The sequence below is a fragment of the Chitinophaga sp. genome, from assembly GCF_039596135.1.
In the GTDB taxonomy this organism is placed as follows: Bacteria; Bacteroidota; Bacteroidia; order Chitinophagales; family Chitinophagaceae; genus Chitinophaga.
The window spans coordinates 20,463-39,338 of record NZ_JBCNKH010000054.1; the positions used below are offsets into that span (position 1 = coordinate 20,463).

The following is an 18,876-nucleotide window of genomic DNA, read 5'->3' on the forward strand; positions in this document are numbered from 1 at the left end:
GCAAAAGCGATTTTTTGCAAATACTTAAGAAGGCAGGCTATCAGGCATAATTGCGTTTCAGCAGTTCAGGGTACTCATTGTGAACTTTCACAATCAGCTCGCCGAACAGCGTGTTCACCCATGAAAACCATGGCCGGGTATAGTCTGCAGGATTGTCTTTATGATAAGATTCATGTATAAACCCGGTATCTGCATCTGTATTACGCAGGGTTTTCAAACAGCCGGCTATTTCTTCCTTATCGCTACTGGTCAGCGCCTTCATGATAATACTCATTGGCCAGATCTTGTCTACACCGGTGTGCGGACTGCCTACACCCTCTCCGTATTTACCCTTGTAGAACCAGCAGTGGAACGGGCTCCATACAAAGTGGCGTGCTGTCTGGTACAATGGATCATCAGCAGTTGTATAACCCAGGTAAGGAATAGATAACAGGCTTGGTACATTCGTATCGTCCAGGAACAGGCGGTTACCAAAACCATCTACTTCGAAACCATACATTTTACCCAGGGAAGGATGCTCTACGATCGCATACGCCTTGATAGCGCGATCTACCTCATCGGCCAGTTCTTTACACTCCTTCGCGAAGGCTGCATCCTTGTACACTACTTCACTGATCTCTGACAACTGGTGCAGAGATACCACTGCAAACATGTTGGAAGGTATCAGGAATGGGAACACAGTCGCATCATCTGATGGACGGAACATAGATGCAATCAGCCCTACCGGCAGAATCGGACTACCATAACCACTGTTGGCTACCGTATCTGACTGCTTAGGGGTATTACGCTGAAAATGATAAGGACCAGGACCATCTTTACGCTGCTGCTCTTTGAAAGTTTTCACTATCAGTTTAGCCGCTTTCTTGTGGTTATCGTCCAGTACGCTGGCGTCATTGGTCTTCTTCCAATAGTTGTATGCCAGTCTTACAGTATAGCACAAAGAGTCAATTTCCCATTTTCTTTCATGCAGTTCAGGCTTCATTTCAGTCAGGTCACTATCCCACTCCGAACCGGTTGGGCCTTCGTTGAACGCATTTGCATAAGGATCGATGATCACGCATTTAGTCTGCCTGTTCACCACCCCGGCAATCAGCTGTTTCAGCTTATCATCTTCATTTACCAGCTCCAGGTAAGGCCATACCTGGGCGGTCGAGTCGCGCAGCCACATCGCGTGGATATCTCCTGTCAATACAAAGGTATCGGGACGACCATTTTCTACCTTGAATTTCACCGTAGTGTCCAGGGTATTTGGAAAACAGTTCTCGAACAGCCAGCCCAGCTTCGGATCGGCAACTTCTTTCTTGATGGTTGCGATCATTTTTTCTACTGCCTGACTAGTGAACTTACGCTCTGCCAGCGGAGGACGTTTGGAAACGTATCCTGTCTGGGCAAATACAGCCCTTGGGAATCCAAGCGCCATAGCGCCTGCCAGCAAACTGCTGTTCCTGATAAAGTCTCTTCTTGCCACCATTTCTGTTATAAGTTTTCAATTACGATTTGCGCTTTTTTGTGGAAATGCAAGTCAATAAACGTGAATAATGGGTGTAAAATAAAAAAATACGGGAATATTAAGTAATCTGTAATTTGTAAATTACATGGCAGAATTCTACGGTACCACGCGATTGTTAAACACCAAAGCAAAATGACTGATACTCCAGCTCAAAAAATACGTATTGTTACAGCAGCAGCGCTCTTTGACGGCCATGATGCCGCGATCAATATCATGCGCAGAATCATGCAATCCCAGGGCGCCGAAGTGATTCACCTGGGCCACAACCGCTCCGCGGCAGAAATTGTGGACTGTGCCATCCAGGAAGATGCCCAGGGCATAGCCATCACCTCTTACCAGGGGGGGCATGTCGAATTCTTTAAATACATCTATGACCTGCTGCACGAAAAAGGCTGCGGCCATATCAAAATATTCGGAGGCGGTGGCGGTACTATTCTCCCTGCCGAAATAGAAGAACTGCATGCCTATGGCATCACACGCCTCTACTCACCTGACGATGGCCGGCACATGGGACTGGAAGGTATGATCGCCGATGTAATCCGGCAATGTAACTTCCCCACTTTACAATCACTGAATGAGAAACTTGCTCAACTGCCAACGCAAAACAATCACCTCATTGCAGCGGCTATTACTGCTGCCGAAAGCAATCAACTGTCCTTGCCCAAACCAGCCGAAGGCAGTATGGTATTGGGTATAACGGGTACCGGTGGCGCAGGAAAAAGCAGCGTGACCGACGAACTGGTGCGCCGTTTTCTTCATTCATTTACAAACAAAACGATTGCTGTCATTTCTGTAGACCCTTCCAAAAAGAAGACTGGCGGGGCCCTGCTGGGAGATCGTATTCGTATGAATGCCATCCACCATCCCAGGGCATATATGCGTTCCCTGGCTACACGCGATAGCGATAAGGCCATCAGCGCACATATACAGGAAGCGATCGACATCTGCCGCCTGGCCCGTTTTGACCTCATCATTCTTGAAACTTCGGGCATCGGACAGAGTGATACAGCTATCATCGATCACTGCGATGTATCACTCTATGTAATGACCCCTGAATATGGCGCTGCCAGCCAGCTTGAAAAGATTAACATGCTGGATTATGCAGATGTGATCGCGATCAATAAATTCGATAAAGCCGGTGCTCTGGATGCCCTGCAGGATGTAAAACGGCAATACAAAAGAGCACACAAACTGTGGGATGCGGCTGATAGTGACTTACCTATAATCGGTACAATTGCTTCTCAGTTCAATGATGCAGGTATCAACCAGTTGTTCCAAACACTGTTGAAGGCATTGAAATTACCTGCCACAATAGATGACGGTCATCATCCCACCACCCGCACACAGATCATTCCACCTGCACGGGCACGTTATCTTGCTGAGATTGTGACCACGCTGGAAGAATATAGTAACTGGGTAAAAGACCAATGTGCCATTGCAACTAAACTATACCAGCTGAATGGAAGTATAGAACTGGTAAAACAACCAGACCTGCAGCAGCAATTGCAAAACATCGCTGATCAGTTGAAAAAGGAACTACATCCTGACTGTAGTCAGTTGTTGGACGAATGGCCTGCACTACAGCAACAATATCACGCAGATCAATATTCGTTTACGGTAAGGGACAAGACCATCAACCTGCCACTTTTTACAACCAGTCTTTCCGGTTTGCGTATTCCCAGGATAAGCCTCCCTGCCTATAAAGATTGGGGCGATCAGCTGCGCTGGTTGCTCACAGAAAATATTCCGGGTGCTTTCCCTTATGCGGCGGGAGTATTTCCGATGAAGAGAGAAGGAGAAGATCCTACCCGCATGTTTGCAGGAGAGGGAGGACCGGAACGTACCAATAAAAGGTTCCATTATGTATCTGCAGGTCAGCCGGCAAGGCGCCTCAGCACAGCATTTGATAGTGTAACGCTGTATGGGGAAGATCCGGGTTTCAGACCGGATATTTATGGCAAGGTCGGGAATTCAGGTGTGAGCATTGCAACAGTGGATGATGCGAAGAAGTTGTATAGCGGCTTTGATTTGTGTGATCCTATGACTTCTGTATCGATGACCATCAATGGTCCGGCACCTATTCTGCTGGCATTTTTTATGAATGCGGCGATTGACCAGGAATGTGAAAAGTATATCGCGAAGCATGGAATTAAGGTAGATCAGTCAAATTGCCCGCATTATGCAGGTGCATTGCCGGAGGGGAATAATGGGCTAGGGTTGAAACTACTGGGTATTTCCGGTGACCAGGTGCTACCTGCCGATGTATACGCGGCCATAAAAGCAAAGGCCCTGGGTGCCGTGAGAGGTACTGTGCAGGCGGACATACTGAAAGAAGACCAGGCTCAGAATACTTGTATCTTTTCTACAGAATTTGCGTTAAAGTTGATGGGAGATGTACAGCAGTATTTCATCCGGGAGAAGGTGAGGAATTTTTATGCAGTGAGCATTTCTGGTTATCATATTGCGGAGGCAGGTGCAAACCCTATTACACAGCTGGCATTTACGCTGGCGAATGGGTTTACATATGTGGAGTATTACCTGAGCAGGGGAATGAAGATCGATGATTTTGCACCGAACCTTTCGTTTTTCTTTAGTAATGGAATGGACCCGGAATATGCAGTGATCGGACGGGTGGCCAGGCGGATCTGGGCAAAGGCGATCAAGTATAAGTATAAAGGCAACGATCGCTCCCAAAAACTGAAGTATCATATACAAACATCGGGAAGAAGCCTGCATGCACAGGAGATAGATTTCAATGATATCCGGACTACCCTGCAGGCATTGTATGCGATTTATGATAATTGTAATTCACTGCATACAAATGCATACGACGAAGCGATCACCACGCCTACAGAAGAAAGTGTACGGAGGGCGATGGCTATACAGCTGATCATCAACAGAGAATTGGGAACTGCTAAAAATGAGAACCCGATACAGGGGTCTTTCTTCATTGAGGAGTTGACAGACCTGGTAGAAGAGGCCGTGATGGCAGAGTTTAACAGGATTACTGAGAGAGGTGGGGTATTGGGGGCAATGGAGCGGATGTACCAGCGAAATAAGATACAGGAGGAGAGTTTGCATTATGAATCGTTGAAGCATAGTGGAGCGTACCCGATTATAGGGGTGAATACGTTTTTGAATGCAAAGGGATCGCCGACGATTATTCCTGCGGAGGTGATCAGGAGCACGAAAGAGGAGAAGGATTTTCAGATCCATGCGTTGGAGGCTTTTCATGAGCGGCATGCTGCGCAAAGTGGTGCGGCATTGAAGAGATTGCAGGAGGTAGTGGTGGATAATGGGAATATTTTCGGGGAGCTGATGGAGACGGTGAAGTGTTGTTCATTGGGGCAGATTACGCATGCGTTGTATGAGGTGGGTGGGCAGTATAGGAGGAATATGTGATTAAGGGTATTTTTTATCAATATGACATTTGCCTTCGGCAAAAGATAAAAGTGCTATTTTTTTTTGAGATGGATATCTATAGGTCTAAGAATGAATATATCTATACCTAAGGATGAATGCGCTATGCTAAAGAATGAATATTGTTGTGCCTAAGAATAAATATTTCTACCTAAGAATAAATATTGCTGCGTCTAAGGATAAACATCGCTGCCTAAGAATGAACATTCCTATCCTAAAAGACGAATCCCCCCTTCCCCCCTTAAAAAAATTTCCCCTGCATAAATCCTTTTATGCAGGGGAAGAATCACACAAAATCAGCAAAACACACTTGCCAGATTTCATTGACGTGGAATTATTCAATATTGTACGTGGAATCTACATTATAGCTTTAATAGCTTTCGTGGAATTCATAAAGGCCGGAACTTATAAAGGCCTTTGTGGAATTTACAAAGACAAACTCTTGGAATTTATAAAGGCTTACGTGAAATTTATAAATGGCTTTAAATTAATTTTGGTCGTTTTTCACTTAGTTGATAGATTCTCTAAGGAGCACATAGGCCAGTAAAATATTCAACCTTACACTTGTTTCCTTATCAATCTACAGTTTTTGTATTAGTCTTTCAGTTGCTTTCGTTTCGTTACACAATCTTAATTAATTTTTTGTTAATAAAAAACTTTTTGCTCATTTTTTTCTGAAAATTAATAGACGCGCATAGGGCCGAAACATATCAAAACCTAATACAGACAAGGGAAAAGGCTATTTTAGAAATAGTTCAGAAAGTATTTTAAATTTACACGCCGATAGTAAAAATATATGTATACGAAAGAAATAGAAATCACTTTAGCGCAATTAGCGAAGCAACTGTTAGCTCAATTGCAAAAAAAAGAAAGCCCCATTTCCATTGATGAAACACTGGAAAACCTACGTCGTGTCATACTCTACAATGACTGGCGCTACTATGTACAGAGCGACCCCGTGCTAAGCGATTACGAATATGACCAGCTCTTTGCCTGGTTGAAACAACTGGAAACGGCCCACCCGGACCTTGTAAGCCCGGACTCCCCCACCCAGCGCGTAGCCCTGGGGCTTAACAAAGCCTTTCCTACTGTACAGCACTTGGTGCCCATGCTGAGCCTGGAGAACTCTTACAATGCCGACGACCTGCTGGACTGGGATCGAAAAGCCCGTGAAATAAGCGGCCTCTCCGATATTGAATATTGTATAGAGCCTAAATTCGATGGCGCCAGTATATCATTAATATATGAAAACGATCGCCTGACCCGGGGCGCTACCCGGGGCGACGGCGTGGCTGGTGATGATATCACCACCAATATCCGCCAGATCCGTTCCATTCCTCTCACGGCCAATTTTTCGAAATTCGGCATCCATACCATCGAAATCCGTGGTGAGGTATTAATTAATAAGAGCACTTTCAAAGCCTTTAATGACCAGCGTGCTGCCGAAAACCTGCCACCACTGGCCAATCCCCGCAATGCCGCCTCCGGGTCCCTCCGCATGGTAGACCCGAAAGAAGTAGCAAAACGCGGCCTGGAAGCCTTCCTCTACCACATGAGCTATCATACCATGGCAGACGGGCTGACTGAACCAGCCGAAATACAAACCCATAGCAATACCCTGGATATGCTGACCCAGCTGGGCTTCCGCTCTCCCGCTAAGGAAAAGAAGGTCGTAAAAGGCATCCAGGCGGTGATCGATTATGTGCTGGCTTTCGAAAATGAAAGGGATAACCTTCCATATGAAATAGATGGAATGGTAATAAAAGTAAATGATTACGAACTGCAGGATAAGCTGGGTATGACCACACACCACCCCCGCTGGGCCATGGCATATAAGTTCAAAGCCCGCCAGGCTACCAGCAAACTGAGGGATGTGGAGTTCCAGGTGGGTCGTACCGGTTCCATTACACCTGTGGCCAAAATCGACCCTGTGCCCATCGGTGGGGTTACGGTCGGTTCCATTTCATTATTTAATGAAGATGTAATCCGTGAAAAGGATTTGAAACTGGGCGATACCGTACTGGTGGAAAGGGCCGGCGACGTAATTCCTTATATCGTAAAATCTGTAGCTGACCTGCGAAACGGTTCTGAAAAGGAGATCGTATTCCCCAAGGAATGCCCGGTATGTAAAGAACCGCTTTTCAAACCGGAGGGTGAAAGCGTTTGGCGCTGTATCAATATTAACTGCGAAGCACAGGTGGTAGAAAGAATGATCCACTTCGTAAGCAAAGATGCCATGGACATTAAAAGCCTTGGCGAAAGCAATGTTCGTAAGTTTTACGGCCTGGAGCTGATGCGCGATATTCCCGGAATTTATACCATCGACTTTAGCAAACTGGAACAGCTGGAAGGATTTGGAAAGAAATCCCTCACCAACCTGCAAACGGCTATTGAAGCCTCCAAAACCCAGCCTTTGCACCGCCTGATCTTTGGATTGGGTATCCGCTATGTAGGCGAAACCACCGCCAAGACACTGGCCAATGCAATCAGTTACCTGCCGGATTTTAAAGACTGGACAGAAGAACAATTGCTCGCACTGGAAGATATCGGGCCAAAAGTAGCCGGTAGTATCCGCCAGTTCTTTGCCACACCAGAGAATATCGACATGCTGAAGCACCTGGAAGAATTAGGGCTGAACCTCAAAAACTCTCACTCTGATCATCCTGCCGGTGGTACTTTCGGCGGACAAACATTCCTGTTTACCGGTACACTCAGTAAACTGAAACGTAGTGATGCAGAAGCAATGGTGGAGCAGCAGGGAGGTAAGATCATGAGCGGGGTATCCAGCAAACTGAATTACCTGGTGGTAGGTGAAGATGCGGGCAGCAAACTGGAAAAAGCGAAAAAGATCAATACAATACGCATCCTGAGTGAGGATGAATTTTTAAACCTGGTTAATCAGCAGCAGGAATGACGGATGAGTTTTATATGCAGCAGGCCCTGCGTGAGGCCCGTAAAGCCTTTGATGAAGGAGAAGTACCAGTGGGTGCTGTTGTTGTGCTCAATGATAAGATCATTGGGCGTGGCAGCAACCAGGTGGAGAAACTGAATGATTGTACTGCACATGCAGAAATGCTGGCCCTGACAGCGGCTTTCAATTTTCTGGGTAGCAAATACCTGATGGAAGCAACACTGTATGTCACGCTGGAACCCTGTTTAATGTGTGCAGGTGCACTGTATTGGAGTAAGATAGGCCGTATTGTGTATGCGGCGAAAGATGAGAAGAACAGTTACAGGAAATCCACCGGGGAAACGAATCCTTTTCATCCAAAAACGAAGGTTGAACAAGGACCTGGCGAAGCAGAAAGCTTACAATTAGTAAAAACATTCTTCGCACAAAGAAGATAAATATCCCACAAAAAAACGGCTTGCAGAGCAAGCCGTTTTTTTACCTTATTTTATCTGAAGTTTATTCAATGCCATCAACTGCTTCATCGTCTGCTCCATCCCTTCAGAAGACCCATCCAGGAAGATCACATTCCCCTTCGAATTCTCAGAGAAATGCTTAATCGCCTCCGTCCACATAGAGAACAAAATGACAGACGTATCCAGATTCGCCTGCTGCATTTCCTTCGCCGCCATAGACATACCTTTCGCTACCTCTTCACGGAACAGCGCCACCCCCATACCACGCAGCTGCGCTGCCTGGCGTTCTGCTTCCGCTGCAATCTTGATCGCATTACCTTCTGCCTCTGCCGCTTTCGTCTTGGTGATCAGCAATGCCTGCCCCTCATTTTCCGCCGCAGCTTTCAGGTTGTTAGATGCCACTACCTGCGCCATAGATTTCATGATCGCATCATCAAAAGTGATATCATTCATCTGCAAATCCTGCAGGTGATACCCCCAGTCTTCCAGGGTCACATCGATCTGCTCTTTCACATGCTCTGTAATATCACGACGCAATCCCAATACCTCTGATTGCCTTTTAGTAGCCACAAATCCGCGGATAGAACCCTCAATGGTACGTACCAGCGCCTGCATGAAACTACGCTCGTCCAGGAACTTAAAAGCCACATTCTTGATGGTTTTCTCTTCCTGGTTCCATACAGAATACAGCAACATTGCTTTGAAGTAAACATTGGCCTGGTCCACAGTAATGGCCTGGAATTCCAGCTCTACCGAGCGGTTCTGAATCGAAATACGTTTGAATACTTTTTCAACAAGGGGCACTTTGAAATTAAGTCCGGGGAACAAAATGCGGTTATACTTTCCAAAGATCGTGGTCACCCCAATAGTACCTTGCTGTATGGTCACAAAACTTGAGAATAACAACAGCAGGGCTAAAACTAATAAAACAATAGCGATTGTACCCATATATAGGAGATTTAGAAGTAAATATATAATAAAAGTCGGCAATATGCTCAATGGAGGCACACAAATACGCGCATACCAATGCCAGGGGCACCAGTATGCGCGATGCTATTAATTTGGGAAATAATAAGAGCTGAAAGATAAGAAAGGTGGGCCGTGGGTTATCTTGAGTGTATGTCACATCAAAAACAGCGACAAACAATGGATGAAAGCTGAGCTAAATTACAACGAATGAAAGGGTAATAGCTTCAGGTTAAATCCTTTGTTTCTTTCTGAAATAAATATAGACGTCGTCCAGTTCGATCTGCTTAAGCTGATATGCCAGCAGGGTCTTTAAATCGTCTGTTTCATTTTTGATCTTTTTATATTGATCTTTCAATGACTCATAGCGGGCAACTATCTCTTCTGCCGTTGCAGAACCGTCCAGCTGCAAAACTTTTAATGCGCTTTCCTCGGTGATCATAGCAATAGGGGTATTACTAACTATCTTTTTCCTTTTTAAAAAATGTCTTTCCTAACGTTTCAAACTCTCCTTTGGTTAATAGGTTACGAAATTAATGGAGTTTGATTGCTATGCAAATACCCAAGCTTGGGTATTTTTTGGCTAAACAGGTGTAGACAAATTGCAGGAAATTCACTTAAATTATTGATATCCAACTTTTCTTGCCAGGGCTACTAACTCAGTAGTATTCCTAACTTTAAGTTTTAACCGGATGTTCTTGCGGTGGGTTTCTACCGTATGTCGGCTCAGGTTGAGGGAGTCTGCTATCTCTTTATTGTTCAGCCCCATGACGGCCAGCTTTAGAATCTCTTTCTCCCTTGCTGTGAGCTTGGCCAGCAGATCGTCGTTATGCCTGCGTAGTACCTCTCTCATTGCTTCGGCCAGCTGATCATTTGTATCCATTGCCATGGTCAGGTCCAGGAAAGCGCAGATCACATCTTTTACCCTGCCTTCCTCATCTCTTGTAAATGGCATTGCCAATCCTACCAACCAACACCAGTGTTCCGTATTCCGCTTACGAAATCGTAACACCCCGCCAAATACGCTTTTGTTCTCCTGGAATGATTGCTGGGCTATCACTGCCAGATCAAAATCCTCAGGATGCATGATTGCTTTGAAAAAATCAAGCCCCATCCCATTCATCTCTTTCAGCGTATACCCCGTTACATCTTCCATGTAACGATTACACCAATTGACAGTCTTAATATCATTCTGATGTGTGTATAACATAGCAGGTACATGGTCCAATAAGGTCTCGAGCCACTTGATCCGTGTCTTCAATAGTTCATTTTCCTTCTGTAAGGCGTTGAGGGAGTTGTTTTGGCCCATGTCCGAGTCTGTCAACATACTTTTAGTTTTATACAAACAACAGTAACCTTTACGTGTAAACGTAACCGGAATGCCGTACTAAAGTTGTTATAACACTTAATGTAAATATAAAATAAAAAAGCATATATCCAACCCTTTTGGTACGTGAATTGGGCGGTAATACCTATGTTTTACTGATCATTACAGCCAATTGAGATGGCGGCCGCATCCATCGCAGGTCCCCATTTCGCTTGCGCCTTTTGATATTTCCCTGATTAGGCAGTAAATTTGGTACCTATTGATACACTCTTATTTTTTAACGCAATAAAAAAACATAAGTTATGGCATTTACACTTCCGAGCTTACCGTACGCGACAGACGCACTGGAACCACATATCGACAAGCAGACAATGGAAATTCACCACGGTAAGCACCATCAGGCATACGTTGATAACCTGAACAAAGCAATTGCCGGTACTGAAAATGAAAATAAATCCCTGGAAGAACTGGTTGCTGTTGCTGGCACGCTGAGTCCTGCAATCAGAAACAATGGCGGTGGTCACTGGAACCACAGTTTCTTCTGGACTATCCTTGGTCCTAATGCAGGTGGTGAGCCTACCGGCAAACTGGCTGATGCGATCAAAAGCACTTTCGGTTCTTTCGAAGAATTCAAAGAAAAATTCAATGCTGCCGGTGCTGCACGTTTTGGTTCCGGTTGGGCCTGGCTGCTGGTAAAAGGCGGTAAACTGGAGGTTTCTTCTACTCCTAACCAGGATAATCCACTGATGGATGTTGCCGAAGTAAAAGGTACTCCAATCTTAGGTGTGGATGTATGGGAACATGCTTACTACCTGAAATATCAGAACCGTCGTCCTGAATATCTGAAAGCATTCTGGAATGTTGTAAACTGGGATGCAGTTAGCAAACGTTACGAAGCTGCTCTTTAATATCTTTTTCTGCGACTTTCCTGGCTGCTTTGCAGCTTAGGAAAGTCGTTTAATCTTTATATTCTTAAACCAAATTTCACTGCCGTGGTCCTGTAGGTCTATAAACCCATTTTTCGTAGCACCATAACCTTTTGCATCCTTCCACTTCCCTTTCTCTTTTTCTGCTTTCCACTCCGGTGACCCGATTATATAATCTGCCGTCTTCTGCCCATTCAGCCAATGCTCCACATGTCCATGATATACCACAATCCGGGCATGGTTCCACACACCTGCGGGCCGCGTTGCATTCACCAGTGGTGCACTCATTGCATAATTACAACCCGACAGCTGCCAGTTCTCCAGCTTTTCAGGAAAGTTGTTATCATCGATCAGCTGATACTCAGGACCACTTAGGTAAGCAGCAGGATATTCTTCAGAGGCTAAATAGATGATGCCGCTATTCCCCTGCGGCGCAATCTTCCATTCCAGGAACAATTCAAAGTTTTCATACGTACTATCTGTTGTCAGGTCCGCACGATTTGCTTTGAAATCCTTATCCCCTTTGCAATGCAGCATGCCACTGTCTACAGCCCATGCGCCCCCTGTCTTATGCTGGTAGAGGTGCCAGCCGCTCAGGTCTTTGCCATTGAACAATAACTGCCATCCTTCCACCCGTTCTGTTTCACTCAATATATTCATTGCCGTTGTATCAAAATATTCAGTCGTGGTATCTTTCCTGATTACAGTGACTGAATCGTGCTGGCTGCTGTTGTTGGCATTGTTACATGCCAGCAGAATAGCGATCATAAAGGGTAGAAGGAGTTTCGTCATAAGGTGAAATTTTATTAATGCAGCAATTGCTGGTACCGCTGGGAATCATGCAGCACTTTCACCGCCTCTGTCACTTCATTATCTGTTACCAGTGACTGTGCGATCCTACCCTTCTGCATATAATAGCGATTAGTGATTTCTTCTTCCAGCAGGTGTTTGATCTCTGCTTTATTCTTTAGCAGGTCCTGCTTTTTGTCGTGCTTCATCTTAGCCTGCAGCGCCTCGAACTCCTTAGACACGGCATCATAGTATTTCTCTTTACGGGCAGTTGCCTGGAAGTTTTCCAATGCTTCTTCCGTACGGGTTTTGTAATTATAATTCCTGCCATCCAGGTAATGCATAAAGTCGGTAAAGTCATCTTCACTCAGGGCAAAGTTGCCAGCCGCTGCAATTTTAGGATGTGAATAGTAATACTGTGTAGCATAGTCGAAGATATACTGCCTGCGCAACAAAGTCACTGTAACCTGGCTAAGCAGGGTAGGATCGACTGCATCATCAGGCTCTATCCCTCCCCCATCGCGTACTTTACGGCCATCGGCGGTATTGAATGATTTACGCAGGCTATCCGGTACAGATTCTACCTCGCCATCATCATTGCGGTGAGAGTAGTCAATCGCCTGTATACAGCGGCCACTGGGTGTATAGTATTTGGCAGTAGTTACTTTCAGTTTTGCATTGTAAGGCAGTGGTCGGGTAGTTTGCACCAGCCCCTTACCAAAAGAGCGCTGGCCAATGATCACACCCCGGTCCAGATCCTGTATGGCACCCGCTACTATTTCGGAAGCGGAAGCAGAAGAACGGTTGGTGAGAACTGCCAGGGGAATTTTGGCATCAATCGCATTGCCTTCTGTCTTATAATCGCGATCCCAGTTCTTTACCTTGCCTTTGGTACTCACAATTACTTTGTTCCTATCCACAAAGATGTTCGCCACCAATACCGCTTCATCCAGCAGGCCACCGGGGTTGCCACGAAGATCCAGGATCACACCTTTCATGCCGGGATGGTCCTTTTTCAGCTGGGTAAATGCATCGGATACTGCATCGCCGCTATTTTCGGTAAACTGGGTCATGCGAATGTATCCGATATCAGTACCTACTATACCGGCATAGCTCACAGGCTTTACATTGATTTCTTCGCGGGTGATGGTTTTGGTTGTTTCTACGCCTGTAGATGGGTTTTTAATCACCATGTTCAGAGTAGTACCAGGCACCCCTTTCAGCATATGGCTGATATCGTCCTGGTCCATATCCTGGGTTGGTTTCCCATCCAGCGACAGGATCAGGTCACCGGTTTTTACACCGGCTTTGTCCATCGGGCTACCTTCGTAGATGTCAGTAACCACGGTGCGGATGCTGTCAGTAATGACAGAGATACCCACACCACCGTATTTACCGGTAGCCATGAATTTGAGTTCATCCAGGTTTTCTTCCGGAATAAAGTCTGTATATGGATCGGTTTCTTCCAGGATGGCGTCTATGCCTCTATGCATCAGTTTTTCCGGGGGCAGGTCGTCTACATAGTAGGTATTCAACTCCCGGTAGAAAGCTGCGAAAATGTCCAGATTCTTAGCGATCTCAAAGTATTTGTCTTTATCACTGTATGCTTTGATACCGGTAGCACCTATGATAAGCAATACCAATACCACTACAATCCTCCTCTTTCTCTGAAAAAATGCACGCATAGGTAAAAGTTAATGTGAGCTAATTTATAAGCAGTCGTAAGCTACAAGTTCTTTACGTATTTGAAAAGTTAAAATACGTGACTACCAGCCGGGAAGCCAGTCTGAAAGGTACAGGCTGGTTTGCTGACTCAGGGTACGGGATCATGGCCGTGTCCACCCCAGGGATGGCAGGACAGAATCCTTTTTACAGTGAGGTAACCGCCTTTAATAAGACCGTGTTTTTTCAGCGCTTCTACGCCATATTGTGAGCAGGTGGGTGTATACCTGCACTTATTGCCCAGCAGCGGTGAAATGCCCCATTGGTAAATCCTGATTACCCATATAAAAGGGTAGCTCAACAAGCTGAAGATCTTCATGATGCAGCCAGCGCTTCCTTCGCCAGTTTCTTTAAAATTAGGGAAATTTTGTGTTGGAGGGTAGTGAAAGGGGCTATTTTCTTATCTGTATAGATAAAGAATACGGCCAACTGGCCATTTGGCTGCTGTGCCCGTAACTGTTCGTACAGTTCTCCTTTTTGCAGGCGGTAGGCTTCCCTGGTCAGGCGTTTTACCCGGTTACGGTCCACTGCATGTGGGAAACGTTTTGTAGAGACACTGAAACCGGCCTGAACGGGATATGGGGCAATGGGAGTATCTACCGGCATATATACTACGCGGTAGGGAAAAACAGAAAACGCTTTTCCTTCCCGAAAAAGCGTTTCAATGATTTTTCTGCTTTTTAACCTTTCTTCTTTTGTAAAAGAATAAGTTTTTATGGCAAGTCCGATTTATCTATCAAAAGCAATAACATTCTGTTCGATCAGGAACCAGCCCTAAAAGCTGCAAGTTATGCGCTAAGGCTCATGCAGTTAAAGCTGACCTTATTTCAGCTTACGCTCGTCAGAAACAGTTAATTTCTTACGTCCTTTAGCTCTGCGGGAAGCTAATACTTTACGGCCGTTAGCAGTTTCCATTCTCTTTCTAAAACCATGAACGCTCTTTCTGCGTCTGTTATGCGGTTGAAAAGTACGTTTCATTTTAATATTTTGTTTTTACCTGTACTATACTAAACACTTTCCCGTTTTGCGGAATCCTGTTTTTAAAACGGAAGGCAAAGGTAAAGAATTTTATGAGATAATAAAGGATTTTTTAAAAAAATACCCCGGGAACGGGTCCCGGGGCGAATATAATTAGATCTGAATGCCAGATTACTTGATACCCAGCTTAGCTTTTACAGCTGCAGACAGGTCATCGCCAGCTGGTGCTACCAGCAGAATGCTTTGAGAATTGTCGATTACATAAGCGTAACCTTTCTCTTTTGCTGCATCTTCAATTGCCTTACGAGCCTTGTCATAGATTGGTTTCAGCAGTTCCTGACGTTTAGCTTCGATTTTGTTCTGAGCTGCATCCTGGTAGTCCTGGATGTTTTTCTGAGCAGTCTGGAGTTCTTTACCTTTGATTTCCTTAACGTTGTCGGTCATTTTATCTACACCGTCATTAAACTCTTTCATTTTCTTCTGATACTCATCAATCAGTCCTTTTCCATCCTTATCCAGTTCCTCTGCATATGCTTGCAGTGATTTCATTGCCGTCTGAGCTTCCGGCATTGCCTCGATCAGGGCCTGTGCATTAATGTGAGCCACTTTGGACTGTGCCATTGTCTTCACGCTGAACAATCCGGATACTGCCACGAAAGCAATAATTACATACTTCTTCATGATGTTGTCTGTGTTTAAAAAAAATTTTGAATACTAAACTAAGGTTAAAAATTGGTACAAAAGGTTAATTATTCCTAAATCACCTTTCTGTTGGATGTCTTGTTACTGCTTCTTTACACCAAGGGCATTCAGAATATCGTCACTTTTATCCAGCTTGGGATCAGAGAAAATCACCGTCACACCGCCGGCCTTGTCCAGCACAAAATCGTACATACGCTGGGCGGCGAGCTTTTGTACTGCATTATAGATTCTGTCCTGTATAGGTTTTACCAGCTCCTCTCTTTTCTTGAATAGGTCCCCTTCGTAACCAAAACGTTTCTTCTGCAAATCCTTTGCCTCTTTTTCTCTCGCTACAATCTCCTCCTCACGCTTGTGCTTCAGTTCGTCTGTCAGCATCACCTGTTCTGCCTGATAAGACTTGTACATCTTATCTACTTCCAGGAACTTAGCGTCGATCTCCTTCTGCCATTGCTCTGCTACGGCATCCAGCTTACTCTGCGCTTCTTTATATTCAGGGATATTATCCAGAATATATTTGGTATCGATCACGCAATAGCGCTGTGCACTTGCCATCAGGGCAGTTCCCAGCACCAGGGCGATCATGAGGCTTAGTTTCTTCATAGTGTTTATTGATTTAAACTATAGGCTCCCCCGGGATTTCGGATTTGCAATATATAATTTAAAATTTATTCAAACGTCACACCTGCCCCCGATAGTATGAAAGCCCTCCCCCAGGAGAGCTCCATCCTGCCAGCTCCCAGCCATTATTCTGGTTCGAAGCCCAGCATGAAGGTGAACTTGGTTGCATCTTTCAGACCATTTCCGGATGTAATACGGTCAAATCCAATACCGTAGTCAAATCCAAGCAAACCAAACATCGGCAGGTAGAAGCGCATACCCAAACCTGCAGAACGACGCAGTTTGAATGGATTATATTCCTGTACATCCCTGTAACCGTTGGCTGCCTCCAGGAATGCCAGACCAAAGATCGTAGAACTTGGGTTCAGGCTGAAGGGATAACGCAACTCCATGATATACTTGTTGAAGATCGTGAAACCTTCGTAGCCACTTGGCTGGCTGGTTTCGGAATTGCTTCTTGGATCTGATGAATAGTATACGGGATAACCTCTCTGGGATACGATATCACGGTCGTAGATAGCAAAGTTACTCAAACCATCACCCCCCAATTCGAAGCGACCGAATGGAGACAGTGTTGTTCTGTTGTTATAACGGCTGATATAACCAAATTTAGCGGCAATCTTCATCACGAACATCTTGTTATCACTACCAATTGGCTTGCTCAATGGAACGTACCACTCAGCATTGAAACGGTATTTCTGATATTCGATAAAGCTGAACTGATCTTTTATTGACTGCAGTTTGTAATCCTTATCCGGGCTGAACATGGAGTAAGGAGGTGTAAACTGACCGCTCAGCATAAAGTTGGAACCAGACCTTGGGAAAATCTGCTGGTCTACTGATGAACGGGCCAGTGTCAGTTTCAGGTTGATGTTGTTTGATATACCGCTGGAGTAACCTGCGATGTTAAAGTAGTTATAGTTCTTCAAACTATAGCGCTGATAGTTCACCGCATAGATCAGGGTGAAATAGTCATCAGGCCATTTCAGCTGCTTACCCAGTGATATGGATGCACCCATCACCTTGAAGTATGCACTGTTTGACAGGGTAGATCCATATATGTATGAAGAATATGCGTTCGGGTTCTGGTAGCTGTTGTAGAAGCTCACAGAGAACTGGTTTCTCTTTTTACCGCCCAGCCATGGCTCAGTGAAAGAGAAGTTGTAAGAACGATATGCTTTACCATTGGAGGAAACACGCACAGATAATTTCTGGCCGTCGCCGCTTGGTAATGGATCCCATGTTTGTTTGTTGAAGATATTGCGCAGGGAGAAGTTATTGAAGGTCACACCCAGCGTACCGGTCAGACCAATGTAACCACCCCAGCCTGCGGACAGTTCCAGCTGGTCATTTGCCTTTTCTTCTACTGTATAATCAATGTCCACAGTTCCATCCTGAATGTTAGGCACGGGGTTCATACCGATCTTTTCAGGGTTGAAGAAACCGAGGTTCGCAATTTCACGGTTAGAACGAATCAGGTCAGTACGGCTAAATTTCTCACCAGGCAGTGTACGCAGCTCACGACGAATTACGTGTTCGTTCGTCTTTTCGTTACCTGCAATGCGTACTTCCTTGATAGTAGCCTGGGGACCTTCGGAGATTCTGATTTCGTAGTCGATGGTATCCCCATGAATACCTACTTCTACCGGATCAGCATGGAAGAACAGGTAACCGTAGTCCATGTACAGACCACCTACGTCACCACCTTCGGAAGACAGCAGGCGTTTCTGCAGCATTTCCTGGTTATACGTGTCACCTTCCTTGATACCCAATACTTTTGCCAGCAGGGAGTCATTATAGCGGGTATTACCTTTCCAGGTAATTTTACCGAAGTAGTACTTCTTACCTTCCATCACTTCCATGCTCACGTTTACACCACCGTTATGGGATTTGTAAGTAGTATCCCTCACGAGCACCGCATCGCGGTAACCCTGGGTGTTATAGTAAGAGATTACTTTCTCTTTATCTTCAGCATACTTGTTTTCGTTGAACTTCGCAGAAGAGAACAGTTTGAAGCGGAAATAAGGATCCAGTTCTTCCAGGGTACGGGAAGGCTGGAGGAAACCGAAGGTAGACCAGTAATCGCCACGGTTATCGGACGAATCAGGCCATACCGGCTCATAATCAGGATAGATGGTGAGGCGGGTCCTTTCTTTGGTACCCTTCATTTTCTTTTTCAGCTTCGTATCAGAAATATTCTGGTTCCCTACGATGTATATGTTGTCTACCTTGGCTTTGTTACCTTTAGCAACGGTAAACAGTACGTTGGTAGCATTGGTTTGTCCGCTGTCTGCCTGTTCGCTCACAGCCACTTCGGCGTTGCGGAAACCTTTTTCACTATAGTATTTCCTGATGATGCCTACAGCATTTTGTTCCATGCTTTCGGTTACCACCTGGCCTTTACGCATGCCGGTTTTCTTGATAATTTCTTCCTGTTCGGATTTTTTTACGCCTTTGAAGAGAAACTTATTCAGACGAGGGCGTTCCTGCAATTCAATTTCCAGCCAGATCTGACCATCCTGAATTTTGTTTACATAAATAGCAACGTTGGC

General features: G+C 45.2%; 17 protein-coding genes. 5 read left to right on the forward strand and 12 right to left on the reverse strand.

Annotation, left to right across the window (positions count from 1 at the left end):
* Positions 1 to 40 precede the first annotated feature (40 nt).
* Positions 41 to 1,471, reverse strand: a complete 1,431-nt coding sequence (locus tag ABDW16_RS23925) for a glycoside hydrolase family 125 protein (protein ID WP_343673273.1) — start codon at positions 1,469 to 1,471, stop codon at positions 41 to 43.
* 171 nt (positions 1,472 to 1,642) lie between these two features.
* Between ABDW16_RS23925 and ABDW16_RS23930 the strand changes: the two genes are divergently transcribed.
* From ABDW16_RS23930 to ABDW16_RS23945, 4 genes are all read left to right on the forward strand, one after another.
* Complete coding sequence (locus ABDW16_RS23930) at positions 1,643 to 4,912, forward strand: methylmalonyl-CoA mutase family protein (RefSeq protein WP_343673275.1); 3,270 nt, start codon at positions 1,643 to 1,645, stop codon at positions 4,910 to 4,912.
* Positions 4,913 to 5,129: 217 nt separating this feature from the next.
* The gene (locus ABDW16_RS23935; protein WP_343673276.1) at positions 5,130 to 5,477 is read left to right on the forward strand and encodes a hypothetical protein; all 348 of its coding nucleotides are present in this window, start codon (positions 5,130 to 5,132) and stop codon (positions 5,475 to 5,477) included.
* Between the two features lie 249 nt (positions 5,478 to 5,726).
* On the forward strand, positions 5,727 to 7,844 hold the full coding sequence (ligA, locus tag ABDW16_RS23940; protein ID WP_343673277.1) for an NAD-dependent DNA ligase LigA: 2,118 nt from the start codon (positions 5,727 to 5,729) through the stop codon (positions 7,842 to 7,844).
* On the forward strand, positions 7,841 to 8,278 hold the full coding sequence (locus ABDW16_RS23945) for a nucleoside deaminase (RefSeq protein ID WP_343673278.1): 438 nt from the start codon (positions 7,841 to 7,843) through the stop codon (positions 8,276 to 8,278). Before ligA ends, ABDW16_RS23945 begins: the two co-directional genes overlap by 4 nt.
* 45 nt (positions 8,279 to 8,323) lie before the next feature.
* On the opposite strand, the gene ABDW16_RS23950 is transcribed toward ABDW16_RS23945, so the two are convergent.
* The 3 genes from ABDW16_RS23950 to ABDW16_RS23960 form a co-directional block, all read right to left on the reverse strand.
* A complete protein-coding gene (locus ABDW16_RS23950; RefSeq protein WP_343673279.1) occupies positions 8,324 to 9,244 on the reverse strand; it encodes an SPFH domain-containing protein in 921 nt (306 codons plus the stop codon).
* Between the two features lie 250 nt (positions 9,245 to 9,494).
* Positions 9,495 to 9,704 carry a hypothetical protein gene (locus tag ABDW16_RS23955; protein ID WP_083724458.1) on the reverse strand — a complete coding sequence of 70 codons (210 nt, stop codon included), beginning with the start codon at positions 9,702 to 9,704 and terminating at the stop codon, positions 9,495 to 9,497.
* A 180-nt stretch (positions 9,705 to 9,884) separates the two neighbouring features.
* Positions 9,885 to 10,589 carry a LuxR C-terminal-related transcriptional regulator gene (locus tag ABDW16_RS23960; RefSeq protein WP_343673282.1) on the reverse strand — a complete coding sequence of 235 codons (705 nt, stop codon included), beginning with the start codon at positions 10,587 to 10,589 and terminating at the stop codon, positions 9,885 to 9,887.
* A gap of 302 nt (positions 10,590 to 10,891) precedes the next feature.
* On the opposite strand from ABDW16_RS23960, the gene ABDW16_RS23965 reads away from it, so the two are divergent.
* On the forward strand, positions 10,892 to 11,497 hold the full coding sequence (locus ABDW16_RS23965) for a superoxide dismutase (protein ID WP_343673284.1): 606 nt from the start codon (positions 10,892 to 10,894) through the stop codon (positions 11,495 to 11,497).
* Between the two features lie 36 nt (positions 11,498 to 11,533).
* On the opposite strand, the gene ABDW16_RS23970 is transcribed toward ABDW16_RS23965, so the two are convergent.
* The 8 genes from ABDW16_RS23970 to ABDW16_RS24005 form a co-directional block, all read right to left on the reverse strand.
* Entirely contained in the window at positions 11,534 to 12,307 is a 774-nt protein-coding gene (locus ABDW16_RS23970; protein ID WP_343673285.1) for a DUF1080 domain-containing protein, read from the reverse strand.
* A 14-nt stretch (positions 12,308 to 12,321) separates the two neighbouring features.
* A complete protein-coding gene (locus ABDW16_RS23975) occupies positions 12,322 to 13,989 on the reverse strand; it encodes a S41 family peptidase (protein ID WP_343673286.1) in 1,668 nt (555 codons plus the stop codon).
* A 128-nt stretch (positions 13,990 to 14,117) separates the two neighbouring features.
* Positions 14,118 to 14,345 (reverse strand): membrane protein insertion efficiency factor YidD, encoded by a 228-nt coding sequence (gene yidD / locus ABDW16_RS23980; RefSeq protein ID WP_072362883.1) that lies wholly within the window; start codon positions 14,343 to 14,345, stop codon positions 14,118 to 14,120.
* Entirely contained in the window at positions 14,342 to 14,755 is a 414-nt protein-coding gene (locus ABDW16_RS23985) for a ribonuclease P protein component (RefSeq protein ID WP_343673290.1), read from the reverse strand. The genes yidD and ABDW16_RS23985 overlap by 4 nt, the downstream gene beginning before the upstream one ends.
* A gap of 93 nt (positions 14,756 to 14,848) precedes the next feature.
* Positions 14,849 to 15,004 (reverse strand): 50S ribosomal protein L34, encoded by a 156-nt coding sequence (gene rpmH, locus ABDW16_RS23990; RefSeq protein ID WP_012788729.1) that lies wholly within the window; start codon positions 15,002 to 15,004, stop codon positions 14,849 to 14,851.
* Positions 15,005 to 15,175: 171 nt separating this feature from the next.
* Positions 15,176 to 15,685, reverse strand: a complete 510-nt coding sequence (locus tag ABDW16_RS23995) for an OmpH family outer membrane protein (RefSeq protein ID WP_343673288.1) — start codon at positions 15,683 to 15,685, stop codon at positions 15,176 to 15,178.
* 102 nt (positions 15,686 to 15,787) lie between these two features.
* Positions 15,788 to 16,306 (reverse strand): OmpH family outer membrane protein, encoded by a 519-nt coding sequence (locus tag ABDW16_RS24000; protein ID WP_146968212.1) that lies wholly within the window; start codon positions 16,304 to 16,306, stop codon positions 15,788 to 15,790.
* 143 nt (positions 16,307 to 16,449) lie between these two features.
* On the reverse strand, positions 16,450 to 18,876 hold a 2,427-nt coding region (locus tag ABDW16_RS24005), incomplete at its 5' end, for a POTRA domain-containing protein (protein WP_343673289.1).

Coding starts and splice junctions, on each gene's coding strand:
- ABDW16_RS23970 (WP_343673285.1), bottom strand. CDS start 12,307: ATGACGAAACTCCTTCTACCCTTTATGATCGCTATTCTGCTGGCATGT.
- ABDW16_RS23960 (WP_343673282.1), bottom strand. CDS start 10,589: ATGTTGACAGACTCGGACATGGGCCAAAACAACTCCCTCAACGCCTTA.
- ABDW16_RS23945 (WP_343673278.1), top strand. CDS start 7,841: ATGACGGATGAGTTTTATATGCAGCAGGCCCTGCGTGAGGCCCGTAAA.
- ABDW16_RS23995 (WP_343673288.1), bottom strand. CDS start 15,685: ATGAAGAAGTATGTAATTATTGCTTTCGTGGCAGTATCCGGATTGTTC.
- ABDW16_RS23975 (WP_343673286.1), bottom strand. CDS start 13,989: ATGCGTGCATTTTTTCAGAGAAAGAGGAGGATTGTAGTGGTATTGGTA.
- ABDW16_RS23965 (WP_343673284.1), top strand. CDS start 10,892: ATGGCATTTACACTTCCGAGCTTACCGTACGCGACAGACGCACTGGAA.
- ligA (WP_343673277.1), top strand. CDS start 5,727: ATGTATACGAAAGAAATAGAAATCACTTTAGCGCAATTAGCGAAGCAA.
- ABDW16_RS24000 (WP_146968212.1), bottom strand. CDS start 16,306: ATGAAGAAACTAAGCCTCATGATCGCCCTGGTGCTGGGAACTGCCCTG.
- ABDW16_RS23930 (WP_343673275.1), top strand. CDS start 1,643: ATGACTGATACTCCAGCTCAAAAAATACGTATTGTTACAGCAGCAGCG.
- ABDW16_RS23925 (WP_343673273.1), bottom strand. CDS start 1,471: ATGGTGGCAAGAAGAGACTTTATCAGGAACAGCAGTTTGCTGGCAGGC.
- yidD (WP_072362883.1), bottom strand. CDS start 14,345: ATGAAGATCTTCAGCTTGTTGAGCTACCCTTTTATATGGGTAATCAGG.
- ABDW16_RS23935 (WP_343673276.1), top strand. CDS start 5,130: ATGAACATTCCTATCCTAAAAGACGAATCCCCCCTTCCCCCCTTAAAA.
- ABDW16_RS23955 (WP_083724458.1), bottom strand. CDS start 9,704: ATGATCACCGAGGAAAGCGCATTAAAAGTTTTGCAGCTGGACGGTTCT.
- ABDW16_RS23950 (WP_343673279.1), bottom strand. CDS start 9,244: ATGGGTACAATCGCTATTGTTTTATTAGTTTTAGCCCTGCTGTTGTTA.
- rpmH (WP_012788729.1), bottom strand. CDS start 15,004: ATGAAACGTACTTTTCAACCGCATAACAGACGCAGAAAGAGCGTTCAT.